Origin of the sequence: Rhizobium sp. BK376 (assembly GCF_004341625.1) — a bacterium.
Lineage (GTDB): Bacteria > Pseudomonadota > Alphaproteobacteria > Rhizobiales > Rhizobiaceae > Rhizobium.
Genome location: NZ_SLZG01000001.1, coordinates 672,478 through 685,693, shown reverse-complemented (window position 1 = coordinate 685,693; position 13,216 = coordinate 672,478). Strand labels below are relative to the sequence as shown.

At 60.5% G+C, this 13,216-nt stretch carries 18 protein-coding genes; 9 read left to right on the top strand and 9 right to left on the bottom strand.

What is annotated here, in order from left to right; genetic code table 11:
* The first annotated feature begins 180 nt into the window (after positions 1–180).
* Positions 181–1,224: a cell division protein FtsZ gene (ftsZ, locus tag EV561_RS03515; RefSeq protein ID WP_132517623.1), complete on the top strand. Its 1,044-nt coding sequence runs from the start codon at positions 181–183 to the stop codon at positions 1,222–1,224.
* Here the strand turns inward: ftsZ and EV561_RS03510 are convergent.
* Positions 1,218–2,006 (bottom strand): class I SAM-dependent methyltransferase, encoded by a 789-nt coding sequence (locus tag EV561_RS03510; protein ID WP_132517621.1) that lies wholly within the window; start codon positions 2,004–2,006, stop codon positions 1,218–1,220. The genes ftsZ and EV561_RS03510 overlap by 7 nt on opposite strands.
* Before the next feature lie 108 nt (positions 2,007–2,114).
* On the opposite strand from EV561_RS03510, the gene EV561_RS03505 reads away from it, so the two are divergent.
* Entirely contained in the window at positions 2,115–2,741 is a 627-nt protein-coding gene (locus tag EV561_RS03505; RefSeq protein WP_132517619.1) for a C39 family peptidase, read from the top strand.
* 19 nt (positions 2,742–2,760) lie between these two features.
* Here the strand turns inward: EV561_RS03505 and EV561_RS03500 are convergent, their stop codons facing one another.
* Positions 2,761–3,093 carry a hypothetical protein gene (locus EV561_RS03500; RefSeq protein WP_132517617.1) on the bottom strand — a complete coding sequence of 111 codons (333 nt, stop codon included), beginning with the start codon at positions 3,091–3,093 and terminating at the stop codon, positions 2,761–2,763.
* 185 nt (positions 3,094–3,278) lie between these two features.
* Positions 3,279–3,791, bottom strand: coding sequence for a DUF6428 family protein (locus EV561_RS03495; protein ID WP_132517615.1), 513 nt, complete (start codon positions 3,789–3,791; stop codon positions 3,279–3,281).
* Positions 3,792–3,833: 42 nt separating this feature from the next.
* Between EV561_RS03495 and EV561_RS03490 the strand changes: the two genes are divergently transcribed.
* From EV561_RS03490 to arsK, 4 genes are read left to right on the top strand one after another with little or no spacing between them, the layout of a single operon-like run.
* A complete protein-coding gene (locus EV561_RS03490; RefSeq protein ID WP_132517613.1) occupies positions 3,834–4,184 on the top strand; it encodes a metalloregulator ArsR/SmtB family transcription factor in 351 nt (116 codons plus the stop codon).
* Entirely contained in the window at positions 4,184–4,885 is a 702-nt protein-coding gene (locus tag EV561_RS03485; RefSeq protein WP_132517611.1) for an MIP/aquaporin family protein, read from the top strand. The genes EV561_RS03490 and EV561_RS03485 overlap by 1 nt, the downstream gene beginning before the upstream one ends.
* Positions 4,882–5,310 carry an arsenate reductase (glutaredoxin) gene (gene arsC / locus EV561_RS03480; protein ID WP_132517609.1) on the top strand — a complete coding sequence of 143 codons (429 nt, stop codon included), beginning with the start codon at positions 4,882–4,884 and terminating at the stop codon, positions 5,308–5,310. Before EV561_RS03485 ends, arsC begins: the two co-directional genes overlap by 4 nt.
* The gene (gene arsK, locus EV561_RS03475) at positions 5,267–6,517 is read left to right on the top strand and encodes an arsenite efflux MFS transporter ArsK (RefSeq protein ID WP_132517607.1); all 1,251 of its coding nucleotides are present in this window, start codon (positions 5,267–5,269) and stop codon (positions 6,515–6,517) included. Before arsC ends, arsK begins: the two co-directional genes overlap by 44 nt.
* Before the next feature lie 82 nt (positions 6,518–6,599).
* Here the strand turns inward: arsK and EV561_RS03470 are convergent, their stop codons facing one another.
* The 5 genes from EV561_RS03470 to EV561_RS03450 all read right to left on the bottom strand — a co-directional run bounded on the left by EV561_RS03470 (position 6,600) and on the right by EV561_RS03450 (position 9,965).
* Positions 6,600–7,061 (bottom strand): MarR family transcriptional regulator, encoded by a 462-nt coding sequence (locus tag EV561_RS03470; protein ID WP_132517605.1) that lies wholly within the window; start codon positions 7,059–7,061, stop codon positions 6,600–6,602.
* A gap of 93 nt (positions 7,062–7,154) precedes the next feature.
* Positions 7,155–7,853 carry an SDR family oxidoreductase gene (locus EV561_RS03465; RefSeq protein WP_132517603.1) on the bottom strand — a complete coding sequence of 233 codons (699 nt, stop codon included), beginning with the start codon at positions 7,851–7,853 and terminating at the stop codon, positions 7,155–7,157.
* Positions 7,854–7,925: 72 nt separating this feature from the next.
* Positions 7,926–8,300, bottom strand: coding sequence for a hypothetical protein (locus EV561_RS03460; RefSeq protein WP_132517601.1), 375 nt, complete (start codon positions 8,298–8,300; stop codon positions 7,926–7,928).
* A 30-nt stretch (positions 8,301–8,330) separates the two neighbouring features.
* Positions 8,331–9,212: an NmrA family NAD(P)-binding protein gene (locus EV561_RS03455; RefSeq protein WP_132517599.1), complete on the bottom strand. Its 882-nt coding sequence runs from the start codon at positions 9,210–9,212 to the stop codon at positions 8,331–8,333.
* A 264-nt stretch (positions 9,213–9,476) separates the two neighbouring features.
* Positions 9,477–9,965, bottom strand: coding sequence for a GNAT family N-acetyltransferase (locus EV561_RS03450; protein WP_132517597.1), 489 nt, complete (start codon positions 9,963–9,965; stop codon positions 9,477–9,479).
* Positions 9,966–10,231: 266 nt separating this feature from the next.
* Between EV561_RS03450 and dmeR the strand changes: the two genes are divergently transcribed.
* From dmeR to bla, 3 genes are all read left to right on the top strand, one after another.
* Positions 10,232–10,504 carry a Ni(II)/Co(II)-sensing transcriptional repressor DmeR gene (gene dmeR, locus EV561_RS03445; RefSeq protein WP_132517595.1) on the top strand — a complete coding sequence of 91 codons (273 nt, stop codon included), beginning with the start codon at positions 10,232–10,234 and terminating at the stop codon, positions 10,502–10,504.
* 63 nt (positions 10,505–10,567) lie between these two features.
* Positions 10,568–11,560, top strand: coding sequence for a CDF family Co(II)/Ni(II) efflux transporter DmeF (dmeF, locus tag EV561_RS03440; RefSeq protein ID WP_132517593.1), 993 nt, complete (start codon positions 10,568–10,570; stop codon positions 11,558–11,560).
* Between the two features lie 75 nt (positions 11,561–11,635).
* The gene (gene bla / locus EV561_RS03435) at positions 11,636–12,607 is read left to right on the top strand and encodes a class A beta-lactamase (protein ID WP_132517591.1); all 972 of its coding nucleotides are present in this window, start codon (positions 11,636–11,638) and stop codon (positions 12,605–12,607) included.
* 91 nt (positions 12,608–12,698) lie between these two features.
* Here the strand turns inward: bla and EV561_RS03430 are convergent, their stop codons facing one another.
* Positions 12,699–13,175 carry a hypothetical protein gene (locus EV561_RS03430; protein ID WP_132517589.1) on the bottom strand — a complete coding sequence of 159 codons (477 nt, stop codon included), beginning with the start codon at positions 13,173–13,175 and terminating at the stop codon, positions 12,699–12,701.
* Between the last annotated feature and the right edge of the window lie 41 nt (positions 13,176–13,216).

The following is a 13,216-nucleotide window of genomic DNA, read 5'->3' as shown; positions in this document are numbered from 1 at the left end:
TTTGCGACCTCGGGCGACACTGCGAGCTCCCATCATTGCGTCAGCATTTTGCGACAATGCCCGCTCTTTGCCTTTATAAGACGCTAAACTGTGACAACTCTGATTCGCGTCGGCATGCTTGCCGGCGAACAGCTGAAATTGACGACATCGAGCCTGAAGGCGCGCGCAAGGAGACAAGACATGACAGATATCGCAAAGCCTGAAGTCTCGGAGATGAGACCGAAGATCACTGTCATCGGCGTCGGCGGCGGTGGCGGCAACGCGATCAACAACATGATTGCCGAGAGGCTGAAGGGTGCCGATTTCATCGTCGCCAATACGGATGCGCAGGCGCTGACCATGTCCAAGGCGCAGAAGCTGATCCAGCTCGGCGCCCAGGTGACGCAAGGCCTCGGCGCCGGCTCGCTTCCCGAAGTCGGCCAGGCCGCAGCGGTTGAATCCATCGACGAGATCATGGATCATCTGCGCGGCACGCATATGTGCTTCGTCACGGCAGGCATGGGCGGCGGCACGGGAACGGGCGCTGCCCCGATCATCGCCAAGGCCGCGCGCGACGCAGGCATCCTGACGGTCGCCGTCGTCACCAAGCCGTTCACCTTCGAGGGCAAGCGCCGCATGGACGCCGCCAATGAAGGCATCGAGCGGCTGCGCCAGGCGGCCGACACCGTCATCGTCATTCCGAACCAGAATCTCTTCCGCATTGCCGACGCAAAGACCACCTTTGCCGACGCCTTCTCCATCGCCGACCGCGTGCTCTATGCCGGCGTCGGCTGCATCACCGACCTGATCGTCAAGGAAGGCCTGATCAACCTCGATTTCGCCGACGTGAAATCGGTCATGCGCGGCATGGGCCGGGCGATGATGGGAACCGGCGAAGCGGCCGGGCAGGGCCGGGCGATCAAGGCGGCGGAAGCGGCAATTGCCAACCCGCTGCTCGACGACATGTCGCTGAAGGGCGCCAGGGGCGTGCTCGTCTCGATATCAGGCGGCATGGATATGACGCTCTTCGAAGTCGACGAAGCCGCGACCCGCATCCGCGACGAAGTCGACGAGGATGCCGAGATCGTCGTCGGCGCGATCTTCGATCGTGAGCTGGACGGCGCCTTCCGTGTGTCGGTCGTAGCAACGGGTCTCGACGGCACACTTTCCGGCAAGGACCTCACGAACAAGCCGGGCGCCACGATGCAGGATCCGGCACAGATCCAGATCCGGACGCTTCAGTAAGCAGCCATGCCGCCGCGTCGGCGCCCCATGTAGAGATGCGCTTCATAGCGCATCTCGAATTCGCCGCCATGGTTTTCGATAGCGTCGGCGATGGCGCCGAAAAGCTGATTGCGCGAAGAAGGCGCAAGCAGAGTGTGGCTGGAGAGCGTTCCGAGAAGGTCGATGTAGCTGGAACCGGTGTGCATCCGGCTCCAAGGATAGGACCGATGCACCGGCGGATCGATATATTCCGACGCTTCCCACAAGGCAGCGATCGGTCCATCGGGCAAATACCAGTTTTCCGGTGGCGGCCCTGTCAGCGATGGGGCATGCGCGGCATAGATTTGCTCGAATGCCTGCCTCAGGGGAGACCGGATTGGCATGGGCACATTCGCCATGACCGCCAGCGATCCTCCCGGCGCAAGCATTTTAGCCGCCTTAGCGAAACGAATTTCGGGCGCGACCCAGTGCAATGATTGCGCTGCGACCACGAGGCCAAAGGCGGTCGAACCTGGCGAAAACGCCTCGAAGGTCGTTTCGATGAATTCGACCTTGGGAAAGTGGCCGAGTTTCTGCCGCGCTATCTGAAGCAGGGTTGCACCGGGATCGAGGGCGGCGACGGAAAATCCCCGGCTCACGAAGCCCCGTGTCGCCTGTCCGCTGCCGCAGCCGATCTCCAGAATGGCGTCGTCGGGGCCAAGGCCGGTCCAGTCGATGATATCGTCGAAGAGGGCTTCCGGATATTGCGGACGGACGTCGTCATAGAGCTTGGCTGATGCATCGAAGGTAAAGCGTCGTTCCATCACCATTTCCCCATGCAGACTGCCGCCAGGATAGGCGCCGCCTTTATTCTAGCGCATTTGGGTTGAAATTAGCACGCCGCTGGGTGTGGGTTGTAGAGGGGCAAGACCATGGATGGGACGACGGCGCGGAAGGTTCCTTATTTTAGCCAATGGGAAACCCCTGACATGACGATGGCTGTCGTCGAGGAGGGGGCCAAGGCGGCATTGCTGAAGGATCCGCTCTGGGCATCCTCCGGCGCTTCCGATGTCGAGGAATATGCGCTCTGGGCCGGCAACGCTTGCGGCATGGCCTGCCTGAAGATGATCCTTGCTGCGCGTACCGGCGAGGCCCTGCCGATCGTTCCGCTCGCGCTTCAGTGCAAGGAATATGGCGGCTACGTCGTCCAGCCGGAGGGCGGCATCAAGGGGCTGATCTACGCGCCCTTCGTCCAGTTCGTGAAGGACCGTTTTGCCCTCAACGCCAAGGTCGTCACAGGCATCTCGTCGGGCGACATTCCCGATATCCTGGCCCAGGCCGAATTCTTCATCGCCTCCGTCCATCACTTCATCCGCTGGCCCGAAAGGGAGCCGCCGTCAAAGGGCGGCCATCTGGTGCTGGTGACATCAGCGACGCCGGAAACGATCCGCTTCCACAACCCCTCCGGCCATGTCGACGCGACACGGGAGAACGCGGAACTGCCGCTTGCCGATTTCGAGCGCTTCTTTGCGGGGCGGGGAATTGCCATCTGTCATTGATGGCTGTTCGCGGGACCCACTACAGGCTACAGCCGGGATACCTATAAAGATCTGCTTGCGACAGGTCGGGAGGGCACTTTTGAGCGCTCGTGGTTTTCTGGCCGCATGAAGAAGCCTTGAGCTGCGATATGGCCGCATAACGTCCCTGAGAGACGCGAACCTTTACGCACTGCTTTCTGTCGGCATTCCACCACGTGTTGTTGCCGCCGGCATCGACATAGCCCCGCGCCTGCATCTCGCTCTCGGCCCCGGCGGCACGCGCACCTACAAGGTCGGCGACATCGGATGGAGACTTGGCAAAGGCCGCCAAAGGCATCAACACGACCATGCTGATTGCTAACCCCAGGCGCATGACCGTTCCCCCATAGCACGCTTATTGGCTAAGATTAGCAGAGTCGAATGTGCTTGACGAGAGGACTGTCTTCCAGGCTGGCGGGTACAGGATGAGCGTCGATAGCACCAGTTAGCTATTTCCAGATTGGCGGCATGCAGGCACCGGGAGGCAGTCGCAGCCGCCCCTTGCTGCCATAGGACGTATTAGCCGCAGCATTTTTCTGAATTGGATGAACCGCAGCAGGATGTCGACTGGCGCTGTTCGGCCAGCCACCTGTCACGTGGCTTGCAACTCGCCGCCCGCGGAACCAGCTCGATATGCACCGCATGGTCCCCGACGACGGGCGTGGCTGCGCAATAAAGCTGCATCGGCTCCACGCCATCGCTTACCTCGAAGGTTAGTTTCGCTGAACTATCAAGCTGCACATGCTCCGACACCTTGCGAACGATGGCGGCAAACTTGCCTGCCGGCATATGCGTGCGGTCTCCTTCCTCGATATCCCAGAGCTGCACGAAAATCTCCGCCCATGCTTCCGGGTTGGCCCCGCAATCCAGTGCCGAAAACTGCCCTGCTTTGACTTCGGTGACATGGTAGCCCGGCTTCACAGGCCGACCATCGTACCGGAACACCAAGGGCAGGTCGCGGGAGGCGGCCAAGGCCTCAAGAAGAAGGCCGAGGCTGATATCCGAAGATAGGGTCTTGTCGATCGCATTCATCTGAGGTACTCCTTGTTTCAACATTTCAAGGATTATTGAATTATGGATGAACGTCAAGCCCTCGCTTCGTTCGGCGCACTTTCTCAGGAGACCCGCCTGCAGATCGTCCGCATGCTTGTCGTTGCCGGCCCCGACGGAATGGCAGCGGGGACGATTGCAGAAAGGCTCGAAGTTTCGCCTTCGAACGTTTCCTTTCATCTGAAAGAGCTCGATCGCGCAGGTCTTATCAGCCAGCAGCGGGAAGCCCGCTCGATCATCTACACCGCCAGTTACGATGCGCTTGGAGGGTTGGTGCGCTTCCTGATGGAAGACTGTTGCGCAGGCCATCCCGAAATCTGCGCGCCGGCAGCGGAGGTCGCAGCGTGCTGCGGAACCGTTGGGGAAAAGAGGTGATGACTCTTTTTCCGCTCTCGCGTCGCCTTGTCTCCGAGGCCCTGGGCACGGCCATTCTGGTCGCCACAGTCGTCGGTTCGGGCATTATGGCGGACAGATTGACGAGCGATACCGCGCTTGCCCTGCTCGCCAACACGCTGGCGACAGGTTCGATCCTTGTTGTGTTGATCACCGTGCTGGGGCCGATTTCCGGGGCTCATTTCAATCCGGTCGTATCGCTGGTTTTCGCGCTCCGCCGGGAGCTGACCGCCACGTCCCTTTCGATCTATATCGCCGCTCAAGTCCTTGGCGGAATTGTCGGCACGATGCTTGCTCATGCCATGTTCGCACTTCCCTTGCTGCAGGCCTCGGCCACCATTCGAACCGGCGGCGCGCAATGGCTGGCGGAAGTGACGGCGACCTTCGGCCTCGTCTTCGTCATCCTCGCCGGTCTGCGGTTTCGCTCCGATGCTGTGGCGTGGCTTGTCGGCCTTTACATAACGGCAGCCTACTGGTTCACAGCGTCCACCTCATTTGCCAATCCAGCTGTCGCGATCGCTCGATCCCTGACACACACATTCGCCGGCATCCGCCCGGTCGATCTGCCGGGCTTTATCGTCGCGGAAGTCCTCGGCGCATTGCTTGCGCTGATGCTTACGGGATGGCTGTTGATGGAAGCCCGCAATCCTCAAACTCTCACCGAGACGGAACCCACCCCATGACCATGGATGTCACGATCTATCACAACCCGGAATGTGGCACCTCGCGCAACACGCTGGCAATGATCCGCAATGCCGGTATCGAACCCACCATCATCGAATATCTGAAAAACCCGCCGAGCCGGGATGAACTCGTCAAGATGATTGCGGATGCAGGCCTGGCCGTGCGCGGGGCGATCCGCGAGAAGGGCACGCCCTATGCCGAACTCGGCCTCGACAACCCGGCACTTACCGACGACCAATTGCTCGATGCCATGCTGAAGGATCCGATCCTGATCAACCGCCCCTTCGTCGTCTCGCCGATCGGCACACGACTTGCCCGGCCTTCGGAAGCGGTTTTGGATATCCTGCCCGACACGCACAAGGGGGCGTTCGCCAAGGAAGATGGCGAGCAGGTTCTGGATAGCCAAGGCAAGCGCCTTGTCTGAACGAGTGCCGCTTCCAGCCGTGCTCGCGCTCGGCCTCACACAGATCATCGGCTACGGCACCCTCTACTACAGTTTCAGCATTCTTGCGCCTGATATGGCGACCCAATTTGCCTGGTCGCGTGAATGGGTCTTCGGCGCGCTCTCGGCAGCGCTTCTGGTTGGCGGGCTGACGGCGCCGTGGCTTGGGGTGCTTTTCGACAAGATCGGCGCTGGCCGGGCGATGACGATCGGCTCTTTCGTGGCGGCTCTCGCGCTGACTGTCTGCGCCTTTGCTCCCAACAAAGCGGTCTACGTGGTCGCACTCATTGCCATCGAAGTTGCTGCCAACCTCGTTCAATACGGGGCAGCCTTCGCACTGCTTGTGCAGCTCCGGCCACAGGTCGCTTCCCGCAGCATTACCTATCTGACGCTGATTGCCGGTTTCGCCTCGACGATATTTTGGCCGGTCACCACAGCCCTTCATGCATATCTGAGTTGGCAGAGCGTCTATTTGGTGTTTGCCGCCCTCAACCTGTTTATCTGCTTGCCGACCCATGCATGGCTGTCGCTTGGACCGACCACGTTCCGAGCAGTGGTATCGACCACCTCGCCACGTCTGGAGGGTATGTTGCCACCTTCGCAACGCCGGATCGGCTTTGCCGTGATGGTCACGGGCTTCTCGCTCATGTCGCTGGTCAGCTCGGCTGTGCTGGTGCATCTGGTACCGTTGCTGTCCGGGCTTGGGCTCGGTGCAACCGCCGCCTTGGTCGGTACGTTATTTGGTCCTTCGCAAGTCGCCAGCCGGCTGATCAACATGGTCTTCGGCAAGAACCTGCCCGCAGTTCATTTGGCGGTGATCGCGGCGATGCTGATCCCCGGCGGTGTATTGGTGCTTTTGCTTTCGGCCCCATCCGTAGCGGGTGCGATGCTCTTCGCCGTGATCTTCGGCATGGGCAACGGCTTGTTGAGTATCGTCAGCGGTACGCTTCCGCTTCACCTTTTCGGCAGCGATGGCTATGGCAAGCTTCAGGGCAAGACGATGGCGGCGCGATTGATTCTTTCCGCCCTGGCGCCGTTCGTGCTGGCCTTCGCGATGGCGAAGATCGGTATTGCGCTTTCACTTGGCCTGGTCGCGCTGCTGGGTGGGCTTGCCATCCTCTCCTTTGGTTTCATCGCAGCATTGCTGCGACCGCTTCCGGCACAAAACTACAGCAACCAAATTCAATGAGATGCCCAGGCGGCCTCAATCACAAAGAAGGAACGCCCTTTTCGGAGAGCCTTCCAGGCTGCCCAGCCGCTCGATCAAAGCCTCAGTCCTCCGACGAAACCTTCGCGGGCTCGCCTACCGCCATCTCTCTCAATCCTTCCCGCAGACTGGCAACATTGGCAGCACCGTTCATCTGCTCGAATTCTTGCTGGGCCTTCTCCCAGAGAGGCTCCGCTCTCTTATGCAGAAGATGGCCCTCCTCGGTGAGTTCGACGATGCGGACCCTGCCGTCCGTGGGAGACGGCGTGACGGTCACGAAACCGTCGCGTTCCAGGAAGCCGACCATCTTGCCCATCGCCGTCCGCTCGACGTCGAGCCGCTCGGCGAGAACGTTGACCGTGGCGCCCTCGGCCTCACCGAGAGCCGCCAGGATGAGAAACTGTGTGATGCGCAGGCCGACCGGCGCAAGATGGCTGTCGTAAAGCCGCGTGATCTGTCGGCTCGCCTTTCTCATGGCGGAGCAGTTGCACTGATCGATACCAAGCGGTTGGTTGGCCGACAACATTCTGCGTTCCTTTCGATTTCCGTTCTTTACCGGCGCCGTGGCGCGAAGCCCGGAAAGCTCCGCGCGCGCCGGTAGCTCCTGCCATTGACGGAGTTAAAATACCCCTTCCGGCGGGGTGATGTAGCCGGGCACTTTCAGCAAGGTCGTGCCACGATCTGCCATGACCTCGCTCTTGCCGGCGGCGAGCGCGTCGTAGGTCTGGCGCACCACGTCGTCCGGGCTGCTCTTCGGCACGTCGATGCCGTTGGTCAGGTCGGTATCCAAAAAGCCGACATGCAGGCCAAGGACCTGGATTCCGCGGTCGCGAAGGTGGAAGCGCAGCTGGTTCGTATAGCTCCACGCCGCCGCCTTGGAAGCCGCATAAGGGGTCAGAATAGGCCGCGGAAGCCAGACGATATCGGACAGCACGTTGACGATGGCGGCTTGGGGCTTAGCCGACAGGATCGGCTCGAAGGCCTTCGAGACGCGCACCACGCCGTAATAGTTGGTATCGAAGAGACGCTGCGACTGCTCTTCGACATCATCTGCCAAGGGGCTGTCGATCAGGGCGGCGATCCCGGCATTGTTGACCAGCAGCGCGGTGTCGGCCGCCAGTTCCGCGGCTGCAGCGATCGATGCCTTGTCCGTCACATCGATCCTGACCGGAACAATGCCCGGCTCGTTGAAGCCGTTCGTATTGCGCATGCCTGCGTAGACCTTCGATGCGCCGCGGCGGAGTGCCTCCCGTGCAAAGGCCAGGCCCAGGCCGCGATTGGCACCGGTGATAAAGACTGTGTTGTTGGCGACGTCCATAACGAATTTCCTTTCAGGAAGCCCAGGTCAGCGTACGCGGTGTTCGGTTGCTGGCCCGGCGTTTGGTTGGGTTCAGAGAAAAAGCTCTTCCGGCACTTGGCTCGAAAGCGCTTCACGCAAATGGGTGGCGAGCGACAGAACAGCGGTCAGCGGGCTCATGCGCACGCTGACCCGCGGTACCGAGCCATCAGACGCATGATCGACGACCGCCACCGCGGTCAGCTTCTCCCCGCTGGTCAAAACGGCCTCATATTCGAGAAAGAGGCGGGAGCCGACGGTCTGGAGGTATGTTGGCGTCTGCGAGGCGTAAAAGCTTCCAACGGCGTTGACCGCAAGCCTGATCTGGTCGCGTCCGATGACGGGACCGCGCAAGACGGAGCTTACGAGTTCCGCGTCCGCAGTCAGGTCATCCAGAAAGGGATGACGTTCTTCTTGAGCATGTGACATTATGAAGTCTCCGACTTGTCTTGGCGCCGATTAAACGAAGGCGGCGCGATTGTTGGAAACGAACTGCCGGACCGAAAGTGCCGGCGTTCCGGTGATCCGCTCGACCACATCATTGGTGCCCGCAAAGATGCCGTCGCGATAATTCTGGGCGACTTCGACAAGATGCTGCACAAGGAACGGCGGGAACTTGAAGAGATTTTCCATCTTGTTTTTGAACGCCTCTATCGAAGACGGCGCATATTCGATCTTCGTGCCGAGCACGTCGCTGACGATGGCGGCGATTTCGGTGTAGTTCATCTCGACCGGACCATGGAGCGGATAGATTTTGCCTTCATGACCCTTCGGATTAGCCAGGATATGAGCGATCACTCGGCCCTGATCGTCGGAGGCGATAGGCGCGTGCCGTCCGTTCTCGAAGGGGAACGAGATCGTCTTCGCCGCCCAGATATCCCCTGCGAAATGCGGATAGGCGAGCCAATCGGCAAAAAACGTCGGCCGAAGGTGGGTGGTCGGAACGCCGGACCAGTCGAAAACCCGTTCGGAGATCCAATGGTCCTGCGCTGCGTGGCTTGCCGATTCGCGGCGTGCCGAAATCTGCGACATGTTGACGATCGCGGAAACACCCGCTTCCTTTGCCGCCTGAGCGAAATAGGCGGCCGCGCCAATGATCCCTGGTGCGATCGGGTAAAGAAAATACGCCGACTGGATGCCTTCCATGGCCGCCCTGATCTGATCGATATCGGTGAAATCGCCGACCGCGATGTCGACCCCGCGAGACCTCAGCGCCGCCGCCCGCTCGTCGTCCGAGCGCACATAGGCGCGCACGCTTTTGCCCAGCCTCAGCAGTTCGTCGACGGCAGCGCCTCCGGTCCGTCCCGTTGCACCGCTTACGAGTATCTCAGCTTCGCTCATGATCGTGCCTCCGTTGTAATTGAGAGCATATGCTCTTAATTATGTGAATGTAAGAGCATATACTCTTATCGTCAAGGGTCTTTTGTCGGATGTCCGGTTTCGTCCTGATCGAACGAGAGAAAAGGCTGTAGAAAGTGGGGGATTTACCGGCCGCTTGCCGGCGAAAGCCAAGGCCTGTCAAATTCGGTGGAACGCTCAAATGGCTCCAACCACGAAGAAGGAAGGCGGCGCCTTCCTCCTGCCGTCATGTCCGTCGCCGGGCCCTTAGGCCAGGGCCTGCAAATAGCGCATGCCCGTAACAGGGCGCGGCTTGAAGTCCATCTGTTCGTAGAAGCGGTGGGCGAGAACATTGCCCGTGGCGGCGCTGACGGAGAGGTAACCGCAGCCGGCCTTGCGGGCGGTTTCGCGGGCGCGGTCGACGAGATGCTGGCCGATGCCGTGGCTGCGGTGGCCGTCGCGCACGAAGAGGTGGTGGAGATCCATGCCGCGCTGGCCGTCCTGTGCCCTGTAGAGCGGCACGAGAATGGCGTAGCCGAGAAGGCCGTCATCCGATTCCGCGACCAGGGCCGTGATCCACGGAACGGGGCCGAAGAGGTCGCGCTCGAGCTGGTCGGGCGTGATCGCGGCCGCATCGCCGTGATGGGCGGCAAGCATCCGGATCATCTCGTTGAGCTCGGGAAGGTCGCGCGATTTGGCGGCGCGGATGGTAACAACAGGCGGGCGGAGAAGTGAGATTTCGCTATCGTCGAGCATTGCGGTCTGCGTCCTTCTTAGTTTTGCCGTCAGGACGCTGTCGCATACAACAAAGCCGCCTGACGGCGGCTTGTTGACATGATGATCTGTCGGCCGCCCTTTACAGGTACAGCCAAAAATACGAGCGATTGTGGGGCGCGTGCTTGATCATGGCAGACTTCATGATCCCAAACCGAAGCTTTGTCAAGCCGTGACGGGGGCAGGGCGGGTCTTTCCATCAGATGAAAAATATAGTATACCCCCCTATATTATAGATCGAGATCGCCATGTCGCATACCATTCGTGAGAAGACCAAGCTGTTGTCCCGCGTCCGCCGGCTGAAAGGCCAGATGGAGGCGGTCGAGCGTGCATTGGAGAGCGAGCGGCCCTGCGGCGAGGTCTTGCAGTTGCTGGCTTCGATCCGTGGCGCATTGACGGGGCTGACCGGCGAAATTCTGGAAGATCATCTCGAAGAGCATGTTCTGCAGGCCGAGAGCGACGAGGCCCGAAGGCAAGCCGTCGATGAAATATCGGATGTTTTGAAGACCTATCTGCGCTGACCGCAGTCTCGTTCAAATAGTCGCGCATTCAAGTCGTTGCGTATTCAAAAGGAGCCGGAAGCGATGAGCGTTTCCTCCGAAGCTGTGAACCATGAAGTCCAAACCCACGATCACGTCTTTCTCGGCGACGATCACCAGCGCAATGAGCGTCGCATCTGGCTCGTCATTGCGCTGACGACAGCCATGATGGTGGTCGAGATCGGCGCCGGAACGGTCTATGGCTCCATGGCGCTAGTCGCCGACGGCTGGCACATGTCGACGCATGCGAGCGCGCTTCTGATTTCCGCCGTCGCCTATCTCTATGCCCGCCGACAGGCGCGCAATCCGCGCTTCACCTTCGGTACCGGCAAGCTCGGCGATCTCGCCGGCTTTGCGAGCGCGATCATCCTGGCGCTGGTCGCCCTGTTGATGGGCTGGGAAAGCCTGTTGCGCCTGCAGCACCCTGTCGCGATCAACTACGAGGAGGCGATCCTGATTGCGGCGGTTGGCCTTGCCGTCAATATCGCCAGCGCCTGGCTGCTGCGCGGCGAAGATCACCATCATCACCATGGCCATCATCACGGCCAGCACCACGATCACGGTCATGATCACCATCACGATGATGGACACCATCATCACGGCGACCATGGCGGCAGCGACAACAATCTGCGCTCGGCCTATGTCCATGTCATCGCCGACGCACTGACCTCGGTTCTCGCAATCGCGGCCCTCCTGCTCGGCAGCCGCTTCGGTTGGAGCTTCCTCGATCCGGTCATGGGCATTGTCGGTGCGCTGATCATCGCGCAATGGTCGTTCAGCCTGATGCGGTCGGCAGGTGGTGTGCTGCTCGATGTAGTACCGAGCAATGAGGACCTGCCGGGCGAGATTCGCGGGGCGATCGAAACCGGCAGGGACCGGATAACCGACCTGCATGTCTGGCAGGTCGGCCCCGGTCATCACGCAGCGATCGTCGCCGTCCTGACACCAGAGCCGAAGGAGCCGGCCTTCTACAAGGAAAAGCTCGGCCAGCTGCATGAGCTCTCGCATGTGACGATCGAGGTCACGGCGGCCGCGTAAAAATGGCTGCAACAGAGGCTTGCCATAATCTCCGTGTAGCGCATTATCCCGCTGATTCTGCCGGAGAACTTCACAATGCTTGAGTCGATCACCCGCCGCCGCCTTCTGGCCGGCTCGGCTTTGCTGCTTCCCGCCTTGACGCTGACGCCGTCCCTGGCCGTCGCGCAGCAGGCCCAGCCGACGAAGCCGGCGGATACTGCGACCCCGCCTGCCGATGAAAACACGCAGGATCAGCAGAAGACTGAGGGCGAGGGAGACGACGCCGACAAGCAGCTCGCCGAGCTGGAAAAGAAGACCGGCGGCAGGCTCGGCGTCGCGGTGCTGGATACGGAAACCAATATTTCGCTCGGCTACCGCGAGAACGAGCGGTTCTTCATGTGCAGCACCTACAAGGCGCTGGCCGCCGGTTTCGTGCTGGCGCGCGTCGACAAGGGCGAGGAAAAGCTCGATCGCCGCGTCATGTTCGGCAAGGATGCGCTCGTCTCCTATTCTCCGGTCACCGAGAAGCATGCAGGCACTGACGGCATGACCGTCGCAGAGCTCTGCGAAGCCGCGATCACCATGAGCGACAATACGGCAGGCAACCTGCTGCTCGACAGTTTCGGCGGACCTTCCGCACTGACGGCATGGCTGCGGGCGACGGGCGATGACGAGACCCGGCTGGATCGTCGCGAGCCAGACCTAAACGAGGCGAAGAAGGGCGATCTGCAGGATACGACCACGCCGGATTCCATGCTCGACACGATCGGATTGCTGACGCTTGGCGATACGCTGAGCGAAGCCTCCCGCAACCATCTCATAGACTGGATGGTTGCCGACAAGGTCGGGGATGCGCGCCTCAGGGCCGGCGTCCCGAAGGACTGGAAGATCGGCGACAAGACCGGCACCGGCAACAATGGCGCGCTCGGCGACATCGCCGTGATCTGGCCACCGGATCGCGGCCCCTTCATCGTCGCCGTCTACATCGCTGAAGCGACTGCGCCGATGAAGGATCTGAACGACGTCTTCGCCGCAGTTGGCAAGCTTGTGTCAGGTATGGCGAGCTGACTTTCTAACCGTAAAAATATTGCAGATCAAATAGATAAGGCGGAGATGCGAATCTCCGCCTTATCCAGTTCATGCAATGCTGTAGTTGGTCTCAGACGAGCGCGAGGGCCGATGCGGCGCTGTCGCTCGTATCTGTGCTATCGTTCTTGCTGTCGTCGCCGAGCTTCTGTTTGATTTCCTGCGCGATGGCGTCGTTGATCGCCTTCTGCTGATCGGATGGCAGCGCGTTGAACTGGTCTTCCGTCATATTATGTTCTTCGAGATACTGCGCGCGGATCTTCTGGGCCGGCGTCATATTGGCGAGGTCGCCGAATTCGTCTGCGATAGACTGGCTCGACTGACCACCATTTGCGGTTTCAGCGGTCGGATCATCGGCCTGGTTGATCCAGAAGGACGACAGCGACGAAGGCACGCCGCTCGACGCGACAGAAGGCGCGTTCGACTGTTGCTGCTGCTGGTCGCTGGTGTCATCCGGAAGAGAAAACGGAGTATCGTCGTCCGAGCCGCTGCTAGGCTGCGACTGGAATATGCTGGTGTAAGAGCTCTGCAGGCTGCTGTGCACTTTCATCGGAGTATCTCCCTTTGGCTGGCGCGAAAATGACTCGCCAA

What these genes read in the sequence shown, in the direction of transcription:
- ftsZ (WP_132517623.1), top strand. Translation starts at nt 181, where the DNA reads ATGACAGATATCGCAAAGCCTGAAGTCTCGGAGATGAGACCGAAGATC.
- EV561_RS03510 (WP_132517621.1), bottom strand. Translation starts at nt 2,006, where the DNA reads ATGGAACGACGCTTTACCTTCGATGCATCAGCCAAGCTCTATGACGAC.
- EV561_RS03505 (WP_132517619.1), top strand. Translation starts at nt 2,115, where the DNA reads ATGGATGGGACGACGGCGCGGAAGGTTCCTTATTTTAGCCAATGGGAA.
- EV561_RS03500 (WP_132517617.1), bottom strand. Translation starts at nt 3,093, where the DNA reads ATGCGCCTGGGGTTAGCAATCAGCATGGTCGTGTTGATGCCTTTGGCG.
- EV561_RS03495 (WP_132517615.1), bottom strand. Translation starts at nt 3,791, where the DNA reads ATGAATGCGATCGACAAGACCCTATCTTCGGATATCAGCCTCGGCCTT.
- EV561_RS03490 (WP_132517613.1), top strand. Translation starts at nt 3,834, where the DNA reads ATGGATGAACGTCAAGCCCTCGCTTCGTTCGGCGCACTTTCTCAGGAG.
- EV561_RS03485 (WP_132517611.1), top strand. Translation starts at nt 4,184, where the DNA reads ATGACTCTTTTTCCGCTCTCGCGTCGCCTTGTCTCCGAGGCCCTGGGC.
- arsC (WP_132517609.1), top strand. Translation starts at nt 4,882, where the DNA reads ATGACCATGGATGTCACGATCTATCACAACCCGGAATGTGGCACCTCG.
- arsK (WP_132517607.1), top strand. Translation starts at nt 5,267, where the DNA reads ATGGCGAGCAGGTTCTGGATAGCCAAGGCAAGCGCCTTGTCTGAACGA.
- EV561_RS03470 (WP_132517605.1), bottom strand. Translation starts at nt 7,061, where the DNA reads ATGTTGTCGGCCAACCAACCGCTTGGTATCGATCAGTGCAACTGCTCC.
- EV561_RS03465 (WP_132517603.1), bottom strand. Translation starts at nt 7,853, where the DNA reads ATGGACGTCGCCAACAACACAGTCTTTATCACCGGTGCCAATCGCGGC.
- EV561_RS03460 (WP_132517601.1), bottom strand. Translation starts at nt 8,300, where the DNA reads ATGTCACATGCTCAAGAAGAACGTCATCCCTTTCTGGATGACCTGACT.
- EV561_RS03455 (WP_132517599.1), bottom strand. Translation starts at nt 9,212, where the DNA reads ATGAGCGAAGCTGAGATACTCGTAAGCGGTGCAACGGGACGGACCGGA.
- EV561_RS03450 (WP_132517597.1), bottom strand. Translation starts at nt 9,965, where the DNA reads ATGCTCGACGATAGCGAAATCTCACTTCTCCGCCCGCCTGTTGTTACC.
- dmeR (WP_132517595.1), top strand. Translation starts at nt 10,232, where the DNA reads ATGTCGCATACCATTCGTGAGAAGACCAAGCTGTTGTCCCGCGTCCGC.
- dmeF (WP_132517593.1), top strand. Translation starts at nt 10,568, where the DNA reads ATGAGCGTTTCCTCCGAAGCTGTGAACCATGAAGTCCAAACCCACGAT.
- bla (WP_132517591.1), top strand. Translation starts at nt 11,636, where the DNA reads ATGCTTGAGTCGATCACCCGCCGCCGCCTTCTGGCCGGCTCGGCTTTG.
- EV561_RS03430 (WP_132517589.1), bottom strand. Translation starts at nt 13,175, where the DNA reads ATGAAAGTGCACAGCAGCCTGCAGAGCTCTTACACCAGCATATTCCAG.